Annotated in this window: 25 protein-coding genes; 23 read left to right on the forward strand and 2 right to left on the reverse strand. The window is 39.5% G+C overall.

Going from position 1 to position 23031, the window contains the following annotated elements; translation table 11 throughout:
• Positions 1 to 89 precede the first annotated feature (89 nt).
• A complete protein-coding gene (locus tag AC2CZC_RS14985; RefSeq protein WP_484582402.1) occupies positions 90 to 1013 on the forward strand; it encodes a hypothetical protein in 924 nt (307 codons plus the stop codon).
• 408 nt (positions 1014 to 1421) lie between these two features.
• Entirely contained in the window at positions 1422 to 2564 is a 1143-nt protein-coding gene (locus AC2CZC_RS14990) for an alpha/beta hydrolase-fold protein (protein WP_484582403.1), read from the forward strand.
• A gap of 256 nt (positions 2565 to 2820) precedes the next feature.
• On the opposite strand, the gene AC2CZC_RS14995 is transcribed toward AC2CZC_RS14990, so the two are convergent.
• A complete protein-coding gene (locus tag AC2CZC_RS14995; RefSeq protein ID WP_484582404.1) occupies positions 2821 to 3297 on the reverse strand; it encodes a hypothetical protein in 477 nt (158 codons plus the stop codon).
• Positions 3298 to 3755: 458 nt separating this feature from the next.
• Between AC2CZC_RS14995 and AC2CZC_RS15000 the strand changes: the two genes are divergently transcribed.
• From AC2CZC_RS15000 to AC2CZC_RS15070, 15 genes are all read left to right on the forward strand, one after another.
• Positions 3756 to 4121, forward strand: coding sequence for a Fis family transcriptional regulator (locus tag AC2CZC_RS15000; RefSeq protein ID WP_484582405.1), 366 nt, complete (start codon positions 3756 to 3758; stop codon positions 4119 to 4121).
• 270 nt (positions 4122 to 4391) lie between these two features.
• Positions 4392 to 5177: an alpha/beta hydrolase family protein gene (locus AC2CZC_RS15005; RefSeq protein ID WP_484582406.1), complete on the forward strand. Its 786-nt coding sequence runs from the start codon at positions 4392 to 4394 to the stop codon at positions 5175 to 5177.
• A gap of 187 nt (positions 5178 to 5364) precedes the next feature.
• Positions 5365 to 5679, forward strand: coding sequence for a ribosomal maturation YjgA family protein (locus AC2CZC_RS15010; protein ID WP_484584894.1), 315 nt, complete (start codon positions 5365 to 5367; stop codon positions 5677 to 5679).
• Between the two features lie 150 nt (positions 5680 to 5829).
• Positions 5830 to 6045, forward strand: a complete 216-nt coding sequence (locus AC2CZC_RS15015; protein ID WP_484582407.1) for a hypothetical protein — start codon at positions 5830 to 5832, stop codon at positions 6043 to 6045.
• 38 nt (positions 6046 to 6083) lie between these two features.
• Positions 6084 to 6278 carry a hypothetical protein gene (locus AC2CZC_RS15020; RefSeq protein ID WP_484582408.1) on the forward strand — a complete coding sequence of 65 codons (195 nt, stop codon included), beginning with the start codon at positions 6084 to 6086 and terminating at the stop codon, positions 6276 to 6278.
• Positions 6279 to 6510: 232 nt separating this feature from the next.
• Positions 6511 to 7869 (forward strand): alpha/beta hydrolase, encoded by a 1359-nt coding sequence (locus tag AC2CZC_RS15025; RefSeq protein WP_484582409.1) that lies wholly within the window; start codon positions 6511 to 6513, stop codon positions 7867 to 7869.
• A 185-nt stretch (positions 7870 to 8054) separates the two neighbouring features.
• Positions 8055 to 8882 (forward strand): MerR family transcriptional regulator, encoded by an 828-nt coding sequence (locus tag AC2CZC_RS15030; protein ID WP_484582410.1) that lies wholly within the window; start codon positions 8055 to 8057, stop codon positions 8880 to 8882.
• A 275-nt stretch (positions 8883 to 9157) separates the two neighbouring features.
• Entirely contained in the window at positions 9158 to 11050 is a 1893-nt protein-coding gene (locus tag AC2CZC_RS15035; RefSeq protein ID WP_484582411.1) for a S9 family peptidase, read from the forward strand.
• Positions 11051 to 11196: 146 nt separating this feature from the next.
• Positions 11197 to 11658, forward strand: coding sequence for a hypothetical protein (locus tag AC2CZC_RS15040; RefSeq protein ID WP_484582412.1), 462 nt, complete (start codon positions 11197 to 11199; stop codon positions 11656 to 11658).
• Positions 11659 to 12126: 468 nt separating this feature from the next.
• Positions 12127 to 12408 (forward strand): hypothetical protein, encoded by a 282-nt coding sequence (locus tag AC2CZC_RS15045; protein ID WP_484582413.1) that lies wholly within the window; start codon positions 12127 to 12129, stop codon positions 12406 to 12408.
• A gap of 83 nt (positions 12409 to 12491) precedes the next feature.
• Positions 12492 to 12935, forward strand: a complete 444-nt coding sequence (locus AC2CZC_RS15050) for a hypothetical protein (RefSeq protein ID WP_484582414.1) — start codon at positions 12492 to 12494, stop codon at positions 12933 to 12935.
• A gap of 137 nt (positions 12936 to 13072) precedes the next feature.
• Positions 13073 to 13570: a hypothetical protein gene (locus AC2CZC_RS15055; protein WP_484582415.1), complete on the forward strand. Its 498-nt coding sequence runs from the start codon at positions 13073 to 13075 to the stop codon at positions 13568 to 13570.
• A gap of 165 nt (positions 13571 to 13735) precedes the next feature.
• Entirely contained in the window at positions 13736 to 14032 is a 297-nt protein-coding gene (locus AC2CZC_RS15060) for a hypothetical protein (protein WP_484582416.1), read from the forward strand.
• 64 nt (positions 14033 to 14096) lie between these two features.
• Positions 14097 to 14573, forward strand: coding sequence for a hypothetical protein (locus tag AC2CZC_RS15065; RefSeq protein WP_484582417.1), 477 nt, complete (start codon positions 14097 to 14099; stop codon positions 14571 to 14573).
• A gap of 92 nt (positions 14574 to 14665) precedes the next feature.
• The gene (locus AC2CZC_RS15070) at positions 14666 to 15454 is read left to right on the forward strand and encodes a YwqG family protein (protein ID WP_484582418.1); all 789 of its coding nucleotides are present in this window, start codon (positions 14666 to 14668) and stop codon (positions 15452 to 15454) included.
• A gap of 164 nt (positions 15455 to 15618) precedes the next feature.
• Here AC2CZC_RS15070 and AC2CZC_RS15075 read toward each other — a convergent pair whose 3' ends face one another.
• On the reverse strand, positions 15619 to 17715 hold the full coding sequence (locus tag AC2CZC_RS15075; protein ID WP_484582419.1) for a winged helix-turn-helix domain-containing protein: 2097 nt from the start codon (positions 17713 to 17715) through the stop codon (positions 15619 to 15621).
• Between the two features lie 199 nt (positions 17716 to 17914).
• Here AC2CZC_RS15075 and AC2CZC_RS15080 point away from each other — a divergent pair, with 199 nt between their 5' ends.
• The 6 genes from AC2CZC_RS15080 to AC2CZC_RS15105 all read left to right on the forward strand — a co-directional run bounded on the left by AC2CZC_RS15080 (position 17915) and on the right by AC2CZC_RS15105 (position 23031).
• Positions 17915 to 19471, forward strand: a complete 1557-nt coding sequence (locus tag AC2CZC_RS15080; RefSeq protein ID WP_484582420.1) for an MBL fold metallo-hydrolase — start codon at positions 17915 to 17917, stop codon at positions 19469 to 19471.
• A gap of 149 nt (positions 19472 to 19620) precedes the next feature.
• Positions 19621 to 20064, forward strand: a complete 444-nt coding sequence (locus AC2CZC_RS15085) for a hypothetical protein (RefSeq protein WP_484582421.1) — start codon at positions 19621 to 19623, stop codon at positions 20062 to 20064.
• A 24-nt stretch (positions 20065 to 20088) separates the two neighbouring features.
• Complete coding sequence (locus AC2CZC_RS15090; protein ID WP_484582422.1) at positions 20089 to 20364, forward strand: SH3 domain-containing protein; 276 nt, start codon at positions 20089 to 20091, stop codon at positions 20362 to 20364.
• 149 nt (positions 20365 to 20513) lie between these two features.
• Positions 20514 to 21023, forward strand: a complete 510-nt coding sequence (locus tag AC2CZC_RS15095) for a ClbS/DfsB family four-helix bundle protein (protein WP_484582423.1) — start codon at positions 20514 to 20516, stop codon at positions 21021 to 21023.
• Positions 21024 to 21169: 146 nt separating this feature from the next.
• Positions 21170 to 22264, forward strand: a complete 1095-nt coding sequence (locus AC2CZC_RS15100) for a serine hydrolase domain-containing protein (RefSeq protein WP_484582424.1) — start codon at positions 21170 to 21172, stop codon at positions 22262 to 22264.
• Positions 22265 to 22347: 83 nt separating this feature from the next.
• A complete protein-coding gene (locus AC2CZC_RS15105) occupies positions 22348 to 23031 on the forward strand; it encodes an alkylmercury lyase family protein (RefSeq protein ID WP_484582425.1) in 684 nt (227 codons plus the stop codon).

A 23031-nucleotide genomic window follows, 5' to 3' on the forward strand; every position in this document is an offset into this window, starting at 1 on the left:
TGCGACTGATCAGAGTGGTAAAACAATATGCAAAGCAAACTTGGAAACCAAAGTCGAATTTCGAGTGACAATAAGTAAAGGATAAAGCCATGAATAAAATTAAATCAATTTCAAGTGTGATATGTATTGCAGCGACAATGATGTGCAATGTGAGTGTAGCCGCATCATTTCCTGCGCTTAAAGGGGATTGGTTCGGCCAACAAACACCAGGGTTAACGCCAGAGGTATTTGCAGCAAATACGGTGTCAATTGAAGGGCGTTATGAGTTTGGCATCTCTTTTTCTCCTGATTTGAAAGAGATGTACTTTACAGCATTAGATGTGATTGAAGGAGTGGATACAAGCCCTAAAATCATGTATTCAAAAATCGAGAACGGGCACTGGACAAAGCCCAAAGAAGCCGGTTTTACTGGCGGAAAGATGAAGTATGAGCTCGTTCCGTACGCAAGTTTAAATGAAGAGCGAGTGTACTTTACTGGCAGAAGTCCTGACTCTAAAGAGTCTGGTATTTGGTATGTTACCAGAGAAGATGAAGGGCTAAGCGAAGCAAAGCGTTTTGAATCACCACTTAACACTGGACGACTTTCTGATTTTAATCAGGGCATTGATGGCGATATGATTTTTACCAATATGTCAGAGCGCAGAATGTATACCGCAAAAAAAGAAAATGGGCAGTTTTTAAAGGCTAAGCCGATGGACATTGAATTTGGTTTGCATGGTTTTATATCACCTAATGAAGATTACTTGCTGGTTAACGCGAGACATCGTGACGATGAAGCGAGAAAAGACAGTGATTTATTTGTCTACTTCAAGGAAGCTGATGGTAGTTGGTCCAAACCTATTAATTTAGGTACAAGTATCAATACACCTTACTCAGAAACTGTTGCAAGAGTGTCGCCAGATGGTCAGTATTTATTTTTTGCCAGATATAACGAACCAGATGCTGTTTCAAATATTTATTGGGTCAGTACGCAAGTTATCACTAAGTTGAAAGAGGCTTACTTCAAAGGGTAGTTAAGAATCATATATGAGCATGGTAAGGAAACTAACTTACCATGACTCCTTACTGGGTAAAACTATTACTCTTGTTTGAGCATTTAATATTTCACAATATCAGTAATCATGTCTTTTCCTCTTTTATAGTTTCGTTTGGAAAAAGCAATCCTATATGCTTTTAGCATTGAAATTTAGTTTGTTGTATTTTTTAATGAACTTTATCATGCAGTTAGACTCTATACTTCGAACGTTCACTAAACTTGATAAATCAAATAAGTAAGTAACTGTAATTAAAGCTCATTGTTTTTCTATTGGATTCATATAAAAAAGTGAGTAGTGGGACTTTTGAAAATGGACTAAGTAGCTTATCAACTTGGCTTTATTGGTACGGTGGAATAATAAAAATAAATCAAGGAGATATATAGAGTGATTAGAGTGGCCCTTATCTTTTTGCTGTTGTTGCAGTTTAGCGTACATGCACAATCGCAAGTCAGTATTGCAAAAAGCTTTGAATTTGAATCAAAGATACTAAAAGAGCAAAGAACAATAGTGGTATCTCTGCCGGATGGATATGACGCATCAAAAGCCGCTTACCCCGTGATCTACCTACTGGATGGTGTTCAAAATTTGAAACATGTAGTGGGGAGTGTTGATGTTTTAACGCGCGTAGGTAGCGTGCCACCCAGTATTATTGTTGGGATTAAAAGTGAAAACCGCATGAAGGATTTCAGCCCAACAAAAATGACTGGTGTTGAGGAGAGTGGCGGAGCGAAAACTTTTTTAAATTTTTTGAGCAAAGAACTCATTCCGTATATCAATAATACATATAGAACAAACGGTTTTAGCGTGTTAGAAGGTCATTCCCTAGCTGGGTTGTTTGCCGCGTATACATTGATGGAATCGCCAGATTTATTTGATGCTTACATAGTGATGGGGCCCGCATTTTGGTGGAATAAAGAAGAGCCCGTGAAAGACTTTAAAGCATTTTTAAGCGCTGCTGATACGTTAGATAAAGCATTGTACTTTGGTGTTGGAAAAGAAGATGGTAATCGCCATTCGTTGAAGCGATTTGTCAAAGAGCTTGAAACTACGACACCTAAAGGTGTTCGTTGGAAACATGAAGAGTTTGATGATGAAGGGCATATGTCGGCACCACTGCTTAACAACTATTTTGCGCTCAAATTTATCTTTTCGGACATGAGGCTTCCTCAGGCGATCATGGATGACTTTAGCAGTGAGAAATTCTTAGCTCATGAAGCGGGCATTATGAAAAAATACGGTCAAGCAGCGAAGCAGCCTCAAGAAATATATGTGCCTTTGGCTTTAGAGCTGATGAAGCAGAAGGACTATGGAGGTGCTGTCACGGTGTTTAGGCGTAATGCTGAAGCTTATATCATGAATAAATACCCACAAAACTATGTATGGTTGGCAGAAGCCCTAGAAAAAAACAAACAAGTGAAAGAAGCCATAAAAGTATATGAGCAAGCCTATACACTTTCACAAGAAACCGGTTATGATGAGACTGACAAATTTGCTGCAAAAATTAAAGAACTAAAAGAAAAGTTGTAAATATTGGTTTGTATATTTCAAAGTGTGTTCCTTGAACAATTTAAAGTTAGAGCATACTGACAACGCGTATTTTTAACAGGTAGGCTGAGTAGCCTATTTAACTGTCAGTATAAATAACAACCAGTTAATTTTGCTTTCCATCTTATATTGATGGTTTTGAGTCGTTTATTTGGATCACTTGTGACCGCTGAATAAAGGGAAAGAAAATAATTACTTTCCCTTTATTCATAGCTTATTCAACAGGACTTATTTGAAATTAGCGCTTTCTAATACCCGGTACACAGCGGTAAAAGTTTGTTTTTGGCGCGCCAAACCATCCCATTGCTTTTGAATCATGCACAGCGTATAGCTCATATTCTGCGCCAGGCTCTAATGTAATAGCAATAGATGTCATACCTTTAAAGCCCGCATGCTCAGGCTCTTTACTAAAATTACACTCTAGATTAAGTACAACGTCACCTGATAAAACTTCACGAGGTTGACTTCCTTCGCCTGTATAATAAATGAAGCCATGCTCATCATACTGTACGCCAGGGATTAGTAACGCATTATTGTTATCAAAATCGAAGTCAGAAACTGACACCATTTTAACCACATCAACATGTGCGTATATAGTAGAGTCTGCAACTTCAGGTGCGTTTAATACTTGGTCATACGAGTAAATTGTCGCAGTTGTTGCCATTGCTGAGGTAGATAGAGCCGTTAGGGCAAGTGCAGCAAGTAATTTTTTCATTTTTTTATCCTTATTAAATTTAGAGAGTTTATGATTTATCGCCTGTTGACGGAAAAATAGTACCCACGGAATGTTTTAATTACGTTTACGTTTTATTAAGTGTTTGTTAATTGTGTGGGGTGGTATTTATAGGTGATATTTATCAAAGGTCGGGATTGATGATAATAAAGCATTCGTGCTTGAGATTATTTGCATAAATGATTGGGCTTTATTTTGTTGTTGCTATGACAAATGTGTGACTTCTGATTTAACTGCGAAATAACAATCTTGTATCTATTTATAATGAAGTTGAAAAATTGAGCATGTATAAGGGCTGCTTGTATAGCTGGGTGAGAGGCAGCACTTAACATTGAGATTAAACGGCGCTAAGATGTCGCCAGTTTATTTTATATCAGTTCGATGATTAGCCTCCATTGTGTTTAATGCTTCGGCTGTAGTTTAGAGGTTGATCCAAGATTATGCGCAAATCAGATAAAAAATTAGAAAAGGCCATTGTTGCTGCTTTGACAGAAGCGTGTGAGGATGCTTTGAAAGTGTATAAAGGGTTTGAGTGGTTAACGCATGTGGTTAATTTTCAAAACTTTCCCGACAGCTTAACAGTCGTATGTATTTTTGATAATCAAGAGAGCTTAAACTTGGCAATGGGCGACGATAAAGGTACAGGGTTTAAGTCGGCGATTGAGCGCAAGTTAACAGCACACAACATCAAGATTAAAGGTGTTACAAAGCGCATTTTATTTGATACCGAAGAGGCATGTGCCGCTGAGCATAATGGCAATTGGAGTAAACGGTTGGATGGTGTGCAGCACGCACGTCATGTTTAACTGAAAGTGGACTTTTATGCTTATCCAAGTGATTAGCAGCCTTTCAAAGACAGACATGTTTACACTTTAGTATTTTATCTCTCTCAAGTTTAGAGTTAAAACTCTAATTCGGGGTTTTGTAGCTTGCTAACTGGTTATACCAGTTGTAAGCTATAAGCATATATTCCTTCATTTATTGCAACTATGCCATTTATTGTATGTCGAGAAATCACAGTGCACTGAGAGGATAAATACCGACTTTCCGCAACTGTATTTTTACCCAAAGGTACATTGAGAGGAGCCGTTTTAATTGGTCCTGCTACTGGGATAAAGCGACAGTTTTATACCGCATTTGCAGAGTTTTTGGCTGCCAATGACTATGGTGTTTTAACCTATGATAACCGTGGAATAGGGCAATCTTTACAAGGTAATGTCAGTGATCATGATGCGACATTACAAAGTTGGGGGCAGCTTGATCAACAAGCCGCCATTGCAGCGCTGATATCTGAATTTCCCGACTCCAATTATCATTTAATTGGCCACAGTGCTGGTGGACAGTTAATTGGTTTGGCATCTAACGCATTGAAACTCAAATCAATGTTTAATGTTGCGAGCTCGTCGGGTCGGTTGCTTAATATGAAGTTGCGGGATCAAGTTAAGTCACATTTTTTTATGAACGTGTTTATTCCGTTTTCTAATTTACTTTTTGGCCATACAAAGTCTCAATGGTTTGGCATGGGAGAGCCGTTGCCTTCAGCTGTATCAAAACAGTGGCGTACTTGGTGTAATGGAAAAGGCTATGTCAAAACTGCATTTGGTAAAACCATAGACAAGCACTACTTTTCAGAGCTGACGATTCCCGCTTTGTGGGTGAATGCCGTGGATGATTTTATTGCAAATGATAAAAATGTGCGGGATATGATGTCTGTAAGTCCTAACATGAAAGCAGAAACTTTAACTTTAAACCCTAAAGAGTTTGGTTTGAAAGAAATTGGCCATATGAAGTTTTTCAGCTGCAGATCAGAAGTACTTTGGCAAATATGTTTAGATTGGTTAGTTAAACACTCCGAACCGTGATTTTTATGGTGCGTCTTGTGAAATTGATAGTGGTATAATCATGTCCTTAAATCTGAATTAGCAGTATATAAATCAGGAGATTAAGTAAAAAATGGAGTTTAAAACAGCGCAAAAAGTTAAGTTGCATGGGCTTTATTTAGTTTTAACTATATTAACTATGTCACTTGGGCTTCTAACCAGATCGAGCATGGTGGATTTTCCTCAGTGGGTCCATCTTTACCTTGGGGATTTTTTGTGGGCGCTAATGGTGTTTTGGTTAATATGCTCATTAAAGCCCAAGTTTACAAATATGCAGTTAGCTATGATGGCATTATTGTTTGCTTATTCGATTGAGTTCTCTCAGCTTTATCAAGGTGACTGGTTAAACACAATAAGGCATACCAAACTTGGTGCCTTGGTGTTTGGATTTGGTTTTAAAGTGAGCGATCTAGCAGCATATACACTTGGTATTGGGTTTGGTGTGTTTATTAAACATACATTGTTGAACCAGAAGAAGCAGTAACTTCTTTTTATGGGATATTCATCGAGCTATTTACTACATCCATTTGTTACTTTGATTTAAAGTTGTGTTTTAAACCTCGTTGACAACATTGCACTAAATATGGTGACAATACAGTGTAGTCAATTAGTAACACTTAATAAGGGTTTTCTCATGAGTGCACAATCGGGTAATGAGCGAACTAAACCTACTCAGGCATACTATATTGGCAAGGGCGTAGCTGCAGGTAGCAGCATTGGATGCATTATTGGATTGGCGATCGGGATGCCATTTGGTTTACTCGCTTATATTGGGATCCCAATTGGTGCGGGTGTCGCTATTGGTGTTGCAGGTGGCGTAGCTATACACCGTGCAAAGCATCAAATTTAGGGTTACCTTAATTTTTTCAAATGCGATTGGAGGGAGCTATGGATTTTTCGAGTACTATCGATGGTTTGATCTTGTTTGTTAGTGGTGCTGCGATCTTACTGTATACCAGTGGAAGTTTGTTCCCTAGGCTCATCAAGAGCGAAGTTGCACTCGGTTACAAAGCGCCTTTATATTTGGTTGGGGCCATCATCACTCTGCTGGGTATTGGCGCAATGATGCACGCGCTGCTTTGAAAAGACACTTTGGCTACTTATTATTTTTCATAGATAGCTAAACACTTTCCACCTGTATTAATGTTTCTTTTCGTTATCTATTAACTTTTGATTTTAAATGTCTCATTGTCAATGAATTGTATTAGCAATAGCTTATGGATTAGTTTTTGGTTAATAAATCGGTTCGTGCAATAATGGTTTCGATATGAATAACAAAACAATATGTTGAAGATTTATCTAGGGAGTAATCATATTGAAACTAAAAATATTATCACTATTGTCAGCGGGTGTTCTTTCTTTATCGGCGCAAGCGGCTACATTTGGCGCATGTGACGTTACAACCAATGTATCAGGCTTTGAGGCGTCAACATGTGCTAAAACACAGGTGCCTCTTGATTATACAAACCCAGATCTAGGCCAAATCGAACTGGCTGTTCGTCAATTTCCAACAAAAGATGCTAAACAGTCCCGCGGACAAGTATGGCTTATACATGGTGGGCCAGGTGAAGCAGGAGCAGGGTTCACTCCGTTTTTGTCTGTATTTCGGGAAGCGTTTAAAGGGTATGACATTGTTGTGCCGGATCATCGAGGCACCGGTGAGTCTAGTCGGCTTTGCCCAGCTCAGGAGTCGGCAAGCAGTGAAGCGGGTTATGCACTTGGTAATACAGAGTGGGGGCCTTGCATAGGCTCTTTATACGCTAATCCATCAAGAACACAGGCGTTTACAATTACTCATGCTGCTAAGGATCTGGCAGGCTTAATTGAAAAGTACCGCGCTGATAAAGAAGTATATGTCTATGGTGTATCTTATGGTACGCAATTGACGTTACGTTTGATGCAAGTGGCTTCACCAAAGTTAGACGGTATTATTTTAGATGGACTTGTACCAAAAGAAGGTGATACTGAATGGGAGATCAGCCATCGCACCAGAGTTGTTGATAGTGTAGGGCGTAAGCTACTGACAGATAAACAAGAAAAGCAGTTAAAAACATTACTAGCGTCTGATAATAAAGTGTGGCAATCGGTACTAGAGGGCGGAGATATTCGCTTTTTCATGGCTTCATTGCTTAACTATCATGACTTACGGAGCCAGATCCCGGATTTAATTAAGCAATTAACTGCGGGCGATACGTCACTCCTCAAGCAAACATTGCAATCACTTAAAGACAAGCAAGGCGATATTATTTCAGCTTACCCAACAGCAGTGCCTTCTTTACCTCTTTCCATGTTGATCACAAGCTCTGAAAATAACAGTAGGACCAATTTAACCAAGGAAATAGTGAGCAAAGAGGCAGAAGGTGCGCTATTTACTAGTCACTTACCTCGATTGTTGGTAGATGTACCAGCGCCATTATATTCACGTGATAAATATTTTGGGCAGTTACCAAAGCAGCTCCCGAGAACCTTGATTGTGCAGGGCACGCTAGACCCAAATACACCATATGAAGCAGCTCAATTACATTCAAAGCACCTTGAAAAGCTAGGTGATGTTCAGTTTGTTACGGTTAAGGATGCTGCGCATATTTTACCTATGGTCGCGCCTAAATGTTTTACTCAGTTGGCGTCTCAATTTATATCTAAAAATAAAGTTTCTGAGATATGTGAGCTCTAAATGAGCTTAGTAAATGTACCGAGTCGTATATCTAAACGTTCGGTACTTTGCTAAATCTTAAAGCTGTGAATTAGGTTTTATCAAGATATACCTTCATTGGAAAAACTCTACAAAATGCTTGACCCTAACGTTAGGTGATAGTTAACGATGGGCTTGTCTTTCAGCAGTAATCAAAGGATTAAGAGTTGAATAAAGCAAAACGTTATAGCGTCAGTCAATTGAGCCAGCTTGCTGGGGTGAGTGTTCGCACATTACACCATTACGATAAAATTAGTTTGTTAAAACCGCTTCGAGGAGCAAATGGTTATCGTGAGTATACACAAACTCACCTGATCAAGTTGCAGCAAATTATTGTGTATAAAGAGCTCGAGTTTAGCCTTGAAGAAATACAAAGTATTTTAAACGCAACAGATTTTGACTTATTGCAAGCTCTAAAAGACCAAAAAAACATGCTGTTGAAAAGACAAGAAAAAACACAGTTAATTATCAACAGTCTGGAGAATTCAATGAGTATAATAAATGGTCAAAGTAACTTAGATATTTTATTTAAAGATTTACCCTTAGAAAAAGTAGAGCGCTGGAAAGATATGATGGCCCAAAGCGCAGAAGATGGTTCCTTAGATGAGTATTATTTATCATTACAGCACTTAAGTCGCGAGGATGCTGAGCTTGAACTGCATGATTTTGATGTGTGGGTTTCAAATTATAAGCAATTACTGAGCTTGCCAGTTCGCAGTAAAGAGGTGCAAGCCTTAGTTGAACAGCACTATGTCATCACTAATCGGTTTACCTACAAGACGCATGATAACGATACAGAATTCAAAGGAGTAAGTTATGAGGGGTATTTAGCTTATGCGGACTCAATTGTAACAAATGCGATATCTCGAGAAATGTATGAGCATTACAGTATAGGGCTGGCAAGCCATTTACATAAAGCAATGTTGCACTTTGCTGAAAACACATTAAAAGGCAATATCGACAAGTTCAAAAATTTGGGGCTAGTTAATAGTTAAACAGAGGGCTAATCCCCAAATTTGTATTTAAAATCGGTGATGGTGTCATCAACCCAAATATATTGACAAATCAAAACCAAACAAAGCAAATTCCTTCCCTTAAGGGCATTAACAATGATGCCCTTATTTTTTGTTTAAATTCATACTATTTCATAAATTTCGCATTTTAAACTCAGTCAAAATATAGGTGTGACCAGTTAATCACCTTGATTCCTTTTAAGTTATGACGGTTTTATGTAGTCTAGACGGGTTTTTATTTTTGGAGGCATTTCGCTATGTTGCGAATTCTTATTTCTGCAAGTTTAGGGCTTGCAGTAAGTGCAGGTGTGTCAGCACAAGATGTGATGACCCCTGAAAAACTGTGGGAAGTTAAACGTGTTACTGCGCTGGGATTAAATAAAGATAAAACCCATGTAATTTACAGCGTAACGACGCCGAGCGTGGCAAATAATGATTTTGCCAGCAAGGTATATCAGGTGCCTGTTAAAGGCGGAAGTACACAGCTATTAGAAGCCTATCAAGGTCTATTGATTGATAGCAATATCTCTCCTGATGGTACTAAAAAGCTATTCCATAAAAAGGTGAATATTGAGTCGGTTTTAGCTAGTCATAGGCATAAAGACTTGTCTCAAGCGAATGCTTATGTATTCGATGACCTGAATTATCGCCATTGGGACACGTGGAATGATGGTGGCTTTAAGCACGTTTTCTATCAAGATTTAGCGACTGAAAAGAAAGTCGACATCATGGAAGGTAAGCCTTACTCAAGCCCAACCTCTCCATTTGGTGGCTCAAGTGATTACATTTGGGGCCCTAAAGGCGAGAACATTTACTATGTGAGTAAAAAGCTGACGGGTACTGAATATGTTACCAGTACCAACACCGACATTTATCGTTATAACCTAGCGAGTAAAAAAACAACCAATATCACTGAAAGCAACCTAGGTTATGATAAAAGCCCTGCGTTTTCGTCAAAAGGAAATCTAGCGTGGCTTCAAATGGACGTGCCAGGGTATGAAGCGGATAAAAACGACATCATAGTGCGCATCAAAAACAAAGAAGTTAATTTGACTGAGCATTGGGATGGCACGGTAAATAGCTTCAAATGGAGCCCTGATGGCAAGCGCATTTACTTTGTTGCGCCAACCGATGGCACAATCCAATTGTTCCAAGTATCAGTCAGTACTAAACCAAAGATCAAACAGCTAACGAAAGGCCAGTTTGATGTGAATGGGATTGTCGCGGCAATGGATAAGCACTTAGTCGTGACGCGTAGCAGCATGAACCGTGCATCAGAAATTTTCCGTTTTGACCTGCGCAAGAAAAACCTAACAGCACTGACTAAAGTCAATGACGCATTTTATGCAGGCCTTGATTTACCAACCGTTAAGAAGCGTATGGTGACGACAAAAGACGGTCAGGAAATGTTAACTTGGGTGATTTATCCACCTAATTTTGATGAAAGTAAAAAGTACCCAACACTACTTTATCTACAAGGCGGTCCTCAGTCTGCGCTTTCACAGTTTTATTCGTTCCGCTGGAACTTCCAAGTAATGGCATCACAAGGGTATATCGTTGTAGCACCAAATCGCCGCGGAATGCCAGGTCATGGTGTCAAGTGGAATGAAGACATTACCCAAGATTGGGGTGGTAAGGCGATGCAAGACTACCTTGATGCCATTGATGATGTGTCAAAAGCATCTTACGTTGATAAAAAGCGCATTGGCGCAATCGGTGCAAGCTTTGGCGGTTACTCTGCATTTTATTTAGCGGGCAACCATGATGGTCGCTTTAAAACCTTCATCTCACATTGTGGTATCTTCGATTTACGCAGTATGTATGGCACAACAGAAGAACTATTCTTCGTAAACCATGAATTTGGTGGTCCATACTGGGAGCAAGGCAATGCGTCTATCAACCAAACGTATAATGAGTTCAACCCAATTAATTATGTAGATAAGTGGGATGCACCTATGTTTGTGATCCATGGTGGCAAAGACTACCGTGTACCATTAGGCCAAGGTATTCAGGCGTTCCAAGCTGCAAAATTACGTGGTTTAGAGAGCCGTTTCTTATACTTCCCTGAAGAGAATCACTGGGTACTGACGCCGCAAAACGGCATCGTATGGCAACGTGAATTCTTCAAATGGTTAGAAGACACACTATAAACTAGCAACAAGTTAGTTTGTATTAAACGTTTTAATGCCTGAGTACAAATCTGTGCTCAGGCATTTTTAATTGCTTTGATGATGATTTTAAAGCAATAAAGTCGAGTATTATCACGGTAGTTACTAGATTAATTAAAGGACTATAAATGAGTTTCAGAGGCTTATTGTTCAAGGGCATCTTACCCTGTACTCTATTGGCAACAGCAGGTTGTGATGGAGACCCTTATACCGGCTTTGGTTGCATTGCTAATGAGTCACACCCTGCGGTGGGCCATGCAAGAGCGCTGTCGGCGCAGCAGCTCCAGCAAGCCTACTTTACACTGAAAAGTTTACGTTCAGTACATACTGTTGATGTATTTGGTAAAGTTCTGCGAAACGAAGATATTCCTGATAGTTTGCATTTTTTAGAGGCGGACGCAATCAAGTTGCGAGTGTCAGGCCTTCCCTATGTTGTTTTGGCAAATTGTTTTGATGAACGCATTGAACTGAGATTAACTTCACCCGAAAGCCAGAATGGCCCGTCAATTACCTTGCAATGGGCTGCGCCGACAAAAAACAATGCGTACGCAATAGGAATGCAAGTGCTTTGGGAAATGGAAAGTCTTTAGTAACACGCAAAAATAACATACAAAATTATTACCTGAGTTCCAGTACAGCTTGATTCAATTAGATAACCTGATCTAACAACACATACTTATTTTATGTCTGATATTTTCCAAGCGAAGGGCTTGACTGGTTTTAATTTATTGATGAGTTTGCATCTTAAGCTGTACTCGTAATCTAGGGGCTTACAGCAACCTCAAGCTACTGCCATAAAGTAAATAGGCTTTTAGTAAATGTTGATGAGGGTTGTGTGTTCGCAGTGTTATGATTTCTTATTCAGTAAGCACAGAGGGATATTTCTGTTAGTGATGAATGCGATGTGGCAAGTGAAGTACTTTGATAGTTTCTGTTTTGGTTACATTCGCCTAAATTATTGTTATGCTATGGGTTGGTACAGTACGTATCTGAATCGTTGTTGTTATGCGATGTTTGTGGTAGTTAAAAGTGTTAGTTGTTAATGAAGGTTTGGTGTAATGGATACAATCATTTTTTATCTTGTAGGTTCATTAGCATTTGTATTTTGCTTAACAATAATTGTTCTTCCTCAGCTCCTTTACAAGTATATTTTACCGTCTGCACCAGAAAGAGAGCTATCAATTGAAGCTAATATGTGGCCTTTAACGTTAGCTCCTGAACATTTTTCTAAATCAGGGCAAAGAATCAGGTTTATAGGTTTCAAAATTCTCTGGTGTTGTGCAGCCAGCATGGGTGTAATTATTTTAGGTATAATTTCTTTTTTGCTGGTGGTTAATTAGCACCTAACAAATCGCTCAGGCATGGGCGTTCAAAGGTTGACCAAATAGGACAGGCACAACTTTTGTGAAAACTCCGAGCTAGAATGACGCACATTTATGATTGGTTTAGTTTTCCTCGATACTTTTCTGTTTCCTGCCCTAAATGCAGCGCAGAAGCAAGAGCCAGCGAGCTACCAAACCTAAAAAACGAAAACAATGAGCTTGTTCGTTATAAGCCTGAAGTAGTCAGCGGATCATTTAAATGCGAAGTTTCGTGTTTAAATTGTGGTTATCAAGGTGACTCTACTGATATTGATTGGGTTGACGACGCATATTGGAGATTTGAGGTCAAAGGGAAAATACTTTGGGCTTGGTCAAAAGAGCATGCTCTTACTATAAGGGATTATCTTGCATCCACCGACCGTCGCGAAGAAGCATTTGGGGTGTACAGGGCATCATTACTGCATCTTCCGAAGCATTTTAAATTATCAAAACATAGGGCGGCGGCAGTCAAATCCATAGACAATGTCATTGCCCAACATACATAACAAATTGTTTAAGAGTGATTCGATGTGCGTAGCGTTTGTACTATAAATAGGTTTTAGTGGTGTAGCCAAATAGGACAGGCACATATTTATTAATTTAATACACACATTCTCTATTTTAAGTTTTTTGAGGACCTATTTTGACTAAAAAAGACTATATCGTATGGGTTGTTATTCTCTCACCGTTACTCATTTCAACACCCGTGTGGTTGTTTTTTGATGTGTCATATTTGACTGGGATGTTAGATGAAGTACTATCTGGATCAATTTTTTTAAATAATATAAATGAATATGGAAAATACCCTGAATTTTATAAGTGCTTATTAATTTTTCAATTGCTCTTATCGCCAATTCAAGGTGTTCTTGTGTGTTTAATAACGAAAAAAATCCTCAGTAGAGCAGCTTTGAAAAAGCCATGGCATATGGAGGTGGCGGTTTTTTGTCCGCCTGCATTCATTTTTTCTCTTTTTTTTAGAAAGGCTAATAGAGAAGGGAGTATTCGTAATCTTATAGGGTTTTACGATAACCCTTTTTCATTTATTTTTTTATTTATATTTTTATCTTCACTCTCATCAATATTGATGGCTTTGTATTTAAAAACACAGTTTTATAATTGCTTTAAAAAGGATCAAGTATGACAACCCAAACAGTAGAGAACAAGAAGTTCAAGCGCTATTTAGAGGGTGATTTGAATAAGCTGCACCAAGATTTGAGCGAGTGTTTTTAAAACCCGAAAAGGGTCGGCACAAATTTAGTCAAACATTACCAGCCCCTTTGCAGAGGTTTATATGTCCAAGGAAGTCATGCGTAAACTATTAGTATTATTCTTTGTTATTTTTTCATATCCCCTTTTGGCACATGAACAAACGATGTCTGAGTTAGAAATAAAACAAAGAGATGAGGTGATAACTGAGCTTACGAGTTTATTGTTTTTTCAGTTTCAAAACTTGTCTCAAAGTGAATTGGCTGCGAGACTTAAAAAGCATCCAAACGCAGTTAAAAACTCAAACTATGTTAGTGTTGAAGATAATTATGTATTCTTCGGTACCACTACAAAGTTCGAATTTAAAAACAATAAATTAATAAAGGTTTATTGGTAAACACATATAACAAGCCATGTCAACGGGATAATTTATAGCTGAGAACCAAAAAGGCAAAGACCAAATGGTACAGGCACATATTTATAAATTTGTAACCGGTTACAACGGCGTTAAGCATAAATCAATCGGTTCAGAGATTATGGAAAAAGTAGAAATACCAGAAGATATTGTTCGGTTCGTAGAGGACCTTATTAGTTCAGGTGAAGAGAAATTTGAAGTAATTAAACTCCGTGTACTAGATGAAGAGAGTGAACAACACGACGATGAGTTAATTGACTCCGTAATTCATGATTTTACAATTGTTTTACAGGGCTTAGCTTCTGATCTTGCTGGATGGTACGGTGAGCCTAGAATCACATTAGATGAAGAAGAGTTTGATGATGAAACAGAAGATCAGGGCGAAGAAGAGGGGGAGCCGTTTTACGTTCCTTGTTCTTTTTCGTCGGCCATATGGGAAACTGAGGAATTGATACTTTATCTGGCAGTATGTCAAGAGGACAGAGAGTTCCCAATAATGTTGGTTGTTGGTGTGGAGTACTAAAAATACCTAGCAAAAGTCAGCAACGGATTTTGTCGCAGGGTCTCCAAATCCGCTGTGCAATACGTTAGCCATAAAATGGAGTTGTTGAAACAATGAATGAAAAAGTTCTAGCTTTAGGCCAAAAATGTTTGCGAATAGTGAGCTCTGATAAACGTACATCGAGCTTTCTTGGTGGGAAACCGATAGTTGGTGGCCAGTTTGACTGGCCACGGAAAAATGAAAAACCTCTTGGCTTCATCGGGCAATTAGATTTAAAAGAAATCAATCCAAAAAAAGAGATAGACTGGCTACCTCAAACGGGTAGACTTTTATTTTTCTATGATCTCGAAGAGTGGCCTTGGGGTTTTGATCCTAAAGATTTTGGGGGTTGGGCAATTCTATATGAGAATGGCCATTCTGATTTATTTCCGTATGATCTGCCGTCAGATTTTGATTTAGATCACTTATTACCGTCAATCAAATACGTTAAGTCTGAAAGCTTTATTAGCTACCCTGATGTTCAAAGGTTGGATTTTGAATCTCTTGGGATTTCAGAAGATGATGACGAAGAATATTATGACTTCATCGATGAACATTTTGGCGATGAACCTCGACACCAAATAGGTGGTTTTCCAAGCCCCATTCAAGGAGATTCAATGGAAGAAGACTGCCAGTTAGCTAGTGGCGGTGTTTATTGTGGTAACCCTGAAGGCTATAACTCTAAGGAAGCTGAAAAGCTGCGATGTGAATTACTAGATTGGAAGCTGCTTTTACAATTTGACTCTGATGAGGAAATAGAAGCAATGTGGGGTGATATGGGGATGCTGTATTTTTGGATCAGGGAAAGCGAAGCTAAGAATTGTGATTTTTCTAGGCCTTGGTTGATTTTACAATGTAGCTAAAATGGGACAGACACACTTTTATAAATTTAGTCTCCCCGAAAAACGCGATGGCTCATCAATAACCTTGCACAGCACTGAGCCAACAAAAAACAATACGCATACCTCAGTAAAGCAAGCACTTTGGGAAGTGGAGCTCCCTCAATAACTCAAAAAATAACGCAAAATTATAAGCTGAGTTCTACCACATCTTGATTCAGCTCGATAAGCTGAGCTAGCAACACATAGTTACCTTTTATATCTGATATTTTCCATGCAAAGGGCTTTAGTGGCTTCAATTTTTTAATGAATTCGCCGTTTAAGTCGTATTTCGTTAAGTAACCTGATTTTATGTCATAGCTATAAAAGTGTTGTTTGTATAACACTAAGCTGTGGCCATTCAGTGTCGGCATTCGCTGATATTCAGTGCTATCAGAGTTAAGTGTTCGCTTAAACACTAGCCCATCAAAGTCACTGATATAGAGTGCATGGTCACTGAGCCAGACTGACTGAACATCGTCAACTGAGTGGGCTGTAAATGTTTGCTTGTCTAGGTCCAGTTGCCAAAGTGTATGGGCAGAGGGCTGAGATGCCGTGACAAAAATCCCTGATTGAGGGTGCCAGTTTAGTACTTCCACTAATGGGGCTGGCGCTTCAATGATGTGAGTTTCTCCATTCAAATTAACCATGTGGAGCTGGGTTTTATGAATGACAGCCAGGTTTTGACCATCTGGAGACCAGCTAAACCGCTCTATTTTGCTGTGCTGCGAAAAGTGTGTCAGTTGCTTTTCTTGTACGCCGTCCCAGAGCCATATCTGATCTTGTCCACTGCGATCAGAAATGAAGGCGATCAACTCACCATTTGGTTGAAATTGCGCATACTTTTCTCGGCTTTTAGAGCGCGCAAAACTTGGATATGGTTGCACGCTTTGGTTTATTACGCGCTCTGTTTTGACTTCGAGCTCACCACTTAAAGGGATGAGTGCAATATCTGTATCTTTATTGCCTTTGATGGCGATGATGTTTGAAGTTAAAGGATGAGATTGCGCACTCACAATATCATTGATTGCAGTTTGATACGCAGTCACTTTGCCATCCAGTGTTAAGTGATAAAGCTTACCATGTGAGACTGCCAACAATGCATTGCCATGACCTGAAAAACGGATAGAAAAGTGGCTTACTTGCAGCTGTTGATTGCTTGTATCTATTTCGTTTTGTTGCAAGAGTTCGCCATGCTTACTGAGTATGCTCAGCATATGCTGGTTTTCTTGATTAAAGGAAAGCACTGCATACTGAGCTTGTATTGGGTCATAGTCATACGTATAAATTGAATGACCTACCAAGTTAAATAGGGTATTCGAGTGCTGTGCCAGTGCATTGAACTTAATTAAGGTCTGCGTGTTACCTTGACGGCTTAAAAATGCATATTGGTGGTTTGGCAGCGCCACGGGTCGTGTTATCGAGTTGGCTTGGCACTGATAGGGCACAGTCGCAACTTGCGGTGTATTTAAGGCGGTAGCAAAATTCAGCATATTGATTTGCCAGCAGTTAGCCTGTAACGGTTCGTGTTGTGTCGTTTTGCTTTGATCACAATGGCGTTGCTTTGTATAAAGTATGTTACGCCCATCCGGTGTAAAACGTGTATCGCGGTAAAAGCCGGGCTCTACACTTAGTTGTTTTTCAATACCTGTTTGTAGGTTTTTAGCCCAGATATGGCTTTGGCATGAGTGCGTATGGCGATTAAATACGATGTATTGTCCATCGGGACTATAGGTTACTTCACTCTCAAAGGCATCTGTATAAGTGATCTGTTTAAAAGAGTTCACCTTTAAAGCTTCGGGTTGCGTATGCCACCATGTCACTAAGCCAAGCATAATAATCAAAACACACGGCAGCCCAAAATATAGAGCCTGTTTGAGACTCAGCGAGCTTTGCATGGCGGCGAATTTAGTTTTATTTTCGGGCAGCCATTGCACATCTACCATGAGCCGATAACCTATTTTGGGATGTGTCGCAATGATATGTGGCGACTTTGCATCATCCCCAAGTACTTTTCTTAGCCGTGCAATACACCGCTGTAAGGCATTTGGGACAACTTCACTGCCTTTCCAAACTTCATCCATGATTTGTTGGTGGCTAACCACTTCAGGCGCGTTTTGTGCGAGTAAAAGCAGTACCTGTAAAATTTTGGGTTCTACCTTGGTACTTTGCTCTGCATAAGAGATTTCAGAACGAGATAAGTCTATGAGATGTTCTTGAATATAAAAACGCTGCGTTGGGGACATAATCTTATTTTACGGCTCGAAGTATGCTCGAGTATATGCAGTTAATCAGAGGCTGTCGAGTATCAAAATATTATATAACCTATTGTAAATTATAGATATCAGCTATTCATCATGAATTCCTCAGTGTGCCTTTGTTGTGCTTTTCGGGCTTTAAAGCACAGTAGTGGCGCAAAAGTCATTTCATATGAAGGGAAATATTATGCGTATCTATTTCATACAAAAAACGTGGTCAAAGACACATGACTGTCGAGCTTTGCTTTGTGCACTCGTGGTGTTTCAAAGTAGCTCTGCTTACGCAGATGAGGCTGCCATCAAAGCAATTACGCGCGCTGCTGAAGTCTATGGTACTGACAAAATTTCAAAACTAAAACAATTAAAGGTGGAGGAGTCACTTTATCGTTACATGCAAGGGCAAAGTGGCCATGTTGAAGAGGGCTCGCACAGTTTGGTGTTACATCGGTATAAGCAACAACTTGAAATTAATTTTGCTGCCAAAAGTAAATCGTTTAAACGCAGTGATGAGAACTTAATTGGTAATTATGGCTATCATTCATTAGTTACGCTTGATAGACGTTATCTAAATGGCAAAGGCATGAAGGTAGATCATTGCATGCAAACGTATCAGCCCAGCACTAGAATGAGTTGGGACTCTGTGGCTTTTAATATGGAGCCGAGTGTAGACACGCTAATTATTAAGGAGCTCAGTGACAACCGCGCAGATGTGAGCAGTGGTGGGGTTACCTATATTCAAGGGGACGCTCATACGGTACTTAATTGGACGATTAATCAAGTGCGTAAAACAGCTTATATCGGTTCAGCTTCTGGTCTGTTGTCGCGTTTAATAACGAAAGAAAACGGAAAAATGACGCGTTATGACTTTTTAGGCCATACACAAAATAATCAAGGGCTTACATGGGCGAGTCAAACGCTTGTAAGTCACGAGCATAAACCCACCTTGCATGTTACAGAGCGCGTTGTCACACAGAGTACATCAACATTCCCCTTAGTGCTAAAACCTGATGGCTACAAACTTAGCGACAACGACACGTTTTTAGATTTTGCACAGGCGAGCGTAAATGAAATTGCTAAGGGCGTATTTTTAGTTGGTCAAGGATGGAGCTTTACTTTATTTGTTGATATTGGCACATCCTATATCTCGGCCGGCTCATGGCAAATGCCTAATGATACATTCACTTGGCAGCAAAGGTTAAACAAGTTGAAACAGCATCTGGGCACTAAAAAGCCAGTGTCTCAATTTATTGTGACACATCACCATGACGACCATTTAATGGGGTTAAATGAAGTCAGTACACATGGCGCTAAAATACTTTTGATGGCGGAACATCAAAAGGCGGTAGAAGCGAGTGTAGAACAGCCTTTAACACCAAAAAATAGTACGTTGCTACACGACGGTATGATGCTAGCCAATAACCAGGTACAGGTTTTTGATGTCCCAAGCAGCCATGCTGATCATAACCTCGTTGTGTATTTACCAAAGCAAAAGGTTGTATTTGCGGAGGATATGTTTGGCAGTAGCTTGGAGGCGGGGTTTCATTCACCTAATAGCTGGCCAAGTCGAGATGTATATTATCGGGCGCAGGTTTTAAACGAGAGGCTTAACGAGCTTGGTATTCAGGCTGAACATTTTGTGTCGTCTCACCATGGCCGAGTGCTCTCGAAAGATGAATTTAAAGCACTAGTGAACTTAAGTTGTCCAGAAGATAGTGTGTTAATAAAACGCCTTTATGCTCGTTAGTCTATTACTAATTATTATGAACTAATATTTCAAAATAAGAATAACTATAAATTCCACATTAAATAATTAATATTTGCCTAGTTATTTTCTTAATTCGGTTTGTATAATAAGTTCAGGAAGCGTTTTTATAAAATCGACTTGGAGGTCGGATGAAGTTTATATTTTTAACTTTATTAATGTCAGCAATACTTGGCTGTAGTCCGTTAGATGAGTTTTCTGCGCTTAAAATGTTGAACGATGCTGAGCGGGTTTGGGTTTTTGCGCAGTTTAATGTCCCAGAAGAAGGCGGTGAGATAGAGTCTTATTATTACTATGGGGAGGTATCTAAGCCTCTTTATGAATCTATTTCAAACAATGAAATTGGCTCTGGGTTTATTTTAATGTCGAAGGTTAAGTATTGGGGGAATGACGATTTAATTCATGATTATGACAACAAAGAGACCTCAGGAGAGCTGGTATTTCGAATTGAACACATCGCGACAGTAAATTTGATTAACACCCCTCCAGTTGCAGGCAAAGGTTATGAGCAATTTGCAGAAAAAGACCCATTTTCAGAGAGTGAATCTGACCAAGCAGTTAGAAGTTCAATGTAAAAGTTTTAGATAAATGAGTTAGATATGAAAGTAGTTGTTGTCGAGGCGCATGTCTCTGAGTTTCCAGAGCCCTTTTTTTTAAACCAAGGTGAGCAAGTAACGCTTGGTAATATGGATGATGAATTTCCAAATTGGGTTTTCATTAAAACACAGTCGGGCCAACAAGGGTGGGCGCCAACTCAGTACATTGGAAAGGGTTCTGTAGCAAGTGAGGGGGTACTTACACAGGATTATGATAATAATGAGTTAAACACCTCGGTTGGTGAAAACCTGACAGTGCTCTTTGAATTAAGTGCGTGATATCGGGTGAAAAGAGGTGTAGGAGAAATTGGCTGGGTGCCGGTTAGTACGGTAAAAACAGCATAGTGAGTGTGGATTCAGGGGGTTACAATGTCGTTTGACGTTTAAGCCTACCCACTTCATTTAGAAAACGACAGCAAGGAAATGCGATGTCTAGAATTGCTTCAAATAAAGAAGAGCTGTTGTCTGCCATTGACACGATTTTCCCTAAATTAATGGCAGATTATCGCTCGATATCTGCCAGTAAGTCTCGAGTTCTAGGTGTACAAGGGAACGTCAAAGGCTCCGTTGTCAGCGTATGCGATACCTTGGCTTATTTATTGGGGTGGGGGAATCTTGTTTTAAAGTGGTATCACTTAAAGCAACAAGCGCAACCAGTGGATTTCCCTGAACGCGGATTTAAATGGAATCAATTAGGGTTATTGGCAGAGCATTTTCATCAAACATATGCTGACTGGCAATACGAAGATTTGCTTGCTGAGCTCGAGGTGTGTGTCACAGAGATTCGAACACTGATCGTAAATTCAAATAACCATGAATTGTATGAAGTACCTTGGTATGAAAAGTGGACGCTTGGGCGTATGGTCCAATTAAATACGGCTTCGCCAATGATGAGTACACGCACAAAAATACGCCGGTTTAAGCGCCAATATTGCTAACAGGATATATCAAAATGAGCATGCGACAAAACCTATTTAGATTTAACTATTTAGTACAGTAAATCTAACCGGCACAGTAAGCAATTAGCTCGGGTATAAGTTAGTTTATCGAATGAGATGTTAGTTAGAATAACAAGGATAACGTTATGAAAACAAACGCGGTTTATTTATACATTATATTAATTTTATGCAGTTTTACATCTGTTGCTAAGTTTTCAACCTTAGATGAGTCTTTAAAAGCTAGAGCGCTCACTCAGCAAATAGATATGCTAGGCAAAGAGGGAGAGTTTAGTGGTAGCGTTTTGTTTGCCCGTCAAGGGCAAGTGCTATTTCACAAAGTTGTAGGGCAGATCCATCCTCAATCTAACCAATTAATAACTGAAAGTTCAGCTTTTAATTTGGGTTTATTGTCAAAGCAATTTACTGCAATGGCCATTATGATACTTAGGTACCAAGGTAAGTTAGATTACGATAAACCGATTCAGGCGTACTTACCTCATTTCCCTTACTCAGAAGTAACAGCGAGGCATTTGCTAACACATACTTCGGGCATCGTGAGCTATGAGGAATTGATAGATAAGCCCATATCAAAACAGCTATTTACAAATAAAGATATAGTGTCGCTGTTTATCCAATTTACGCCAAACTTGGCGTTTATTCCCGGAAGTCAGTATAACGTTAGCAATACTGATTATGTGATGCTGGCGCATATCGTTGAGAGTGTATCTGAACAGTCTTTAGAAGAATTTGCTAGGCAGCATATTTTTAGACCACTCAATATGCATAACACACGTATATTCACGGCATTCTCAAAGAATGCTGAGTTTAAAAATAGAGTCTACGGGCTGTCAGGTAACAAACAAAATGATCAGGTCCAAGTTAAAGGCGTGACAGGCGGAAGTGCTGTCTATTCAACTGCGGTCGATCTTCTAAAGTGGCATCAAGGCCTAAACGGTAATAAATTACTGCCGCCTTCGTTGTTAAATGAGGCATTTTCCCCGGCTATACTCAATGATGGCTCAACCGAATATTATGGTTTTGGTTGGGTTATTGATAAGCACCGCCCTGAAATAGTCTCTTACTCAAATGATAAACTTGGCTCAAATGCGTTTATTATCAGAAATATGAAAACAGATGAGCTACTGATTTTGATGAGCAATTACACAAAGGGTATTAAGTTTACCAAGCTTAAAGCGCTCGTTTACTCTGGATTTGAAACGCAATTTAGCGATATTTATTAATGCAGCTGTGAGATGTGGTTGTTTTGCCATACCTAGATTTGGCAGCTAAGTTATCTCTACACGATTTAAACGATGAGATTTCAATGGTAATAACTCACTCAAGACTACACTATGAGATAATGACGCATTTTGTTGAGCATGCAAAAGCGCCGAGTATAGACGAATTGAGCGTTTTGTTTGGACTCAATAAAGATTGTATTATTAAGGCACTAAAGTTGTTACAAGCGGAACATGGTGTTGTTTTGCACCCAATATCGAATGAAATTTGGGTGATGCATCCGTTTTCTGCTGCGCCAACTAATTTTTGGATTAATTCCGGTGATATGGGCTGGTGGGGAAATTGCGCTTGGTGTGCTTTGGGGGCAGCTGCACTACTTGATCGAGACTTGACCATAACAACTACACTAGGTAGCGAGTCAAAACAGGTTGAGATTGAAATCACACAAGGAAGAATAGCGAACAAGCATTTGTATGTTCATTTTCCTATTCCCATGGAGAAAGCGTGGGATAATGTAATTTACACTTGCAGTACTATGCTGATGTTTGAGTCTGAATCTGACATTGATGCATGGTGTGAAAGACACAACATGCATAAGGGCGATGTTCAGCCAATGGAGCAGGTTTGGGCGTTTTCAAAAGCTTGGTACGGGCGACACTTGAGCCCTGATTGGGTAAAGTGGACTGTGCAAGAAGCGACAGAAATATTTGAGCGCTTTGGACTCACACATTCTATTTGGAAATTGCCAGAGGAAAAAGGCAGGTTTTGA

It is taken from the genome of Pseudoalteromonas sp. MMG033, assembly GCF_057197785.1.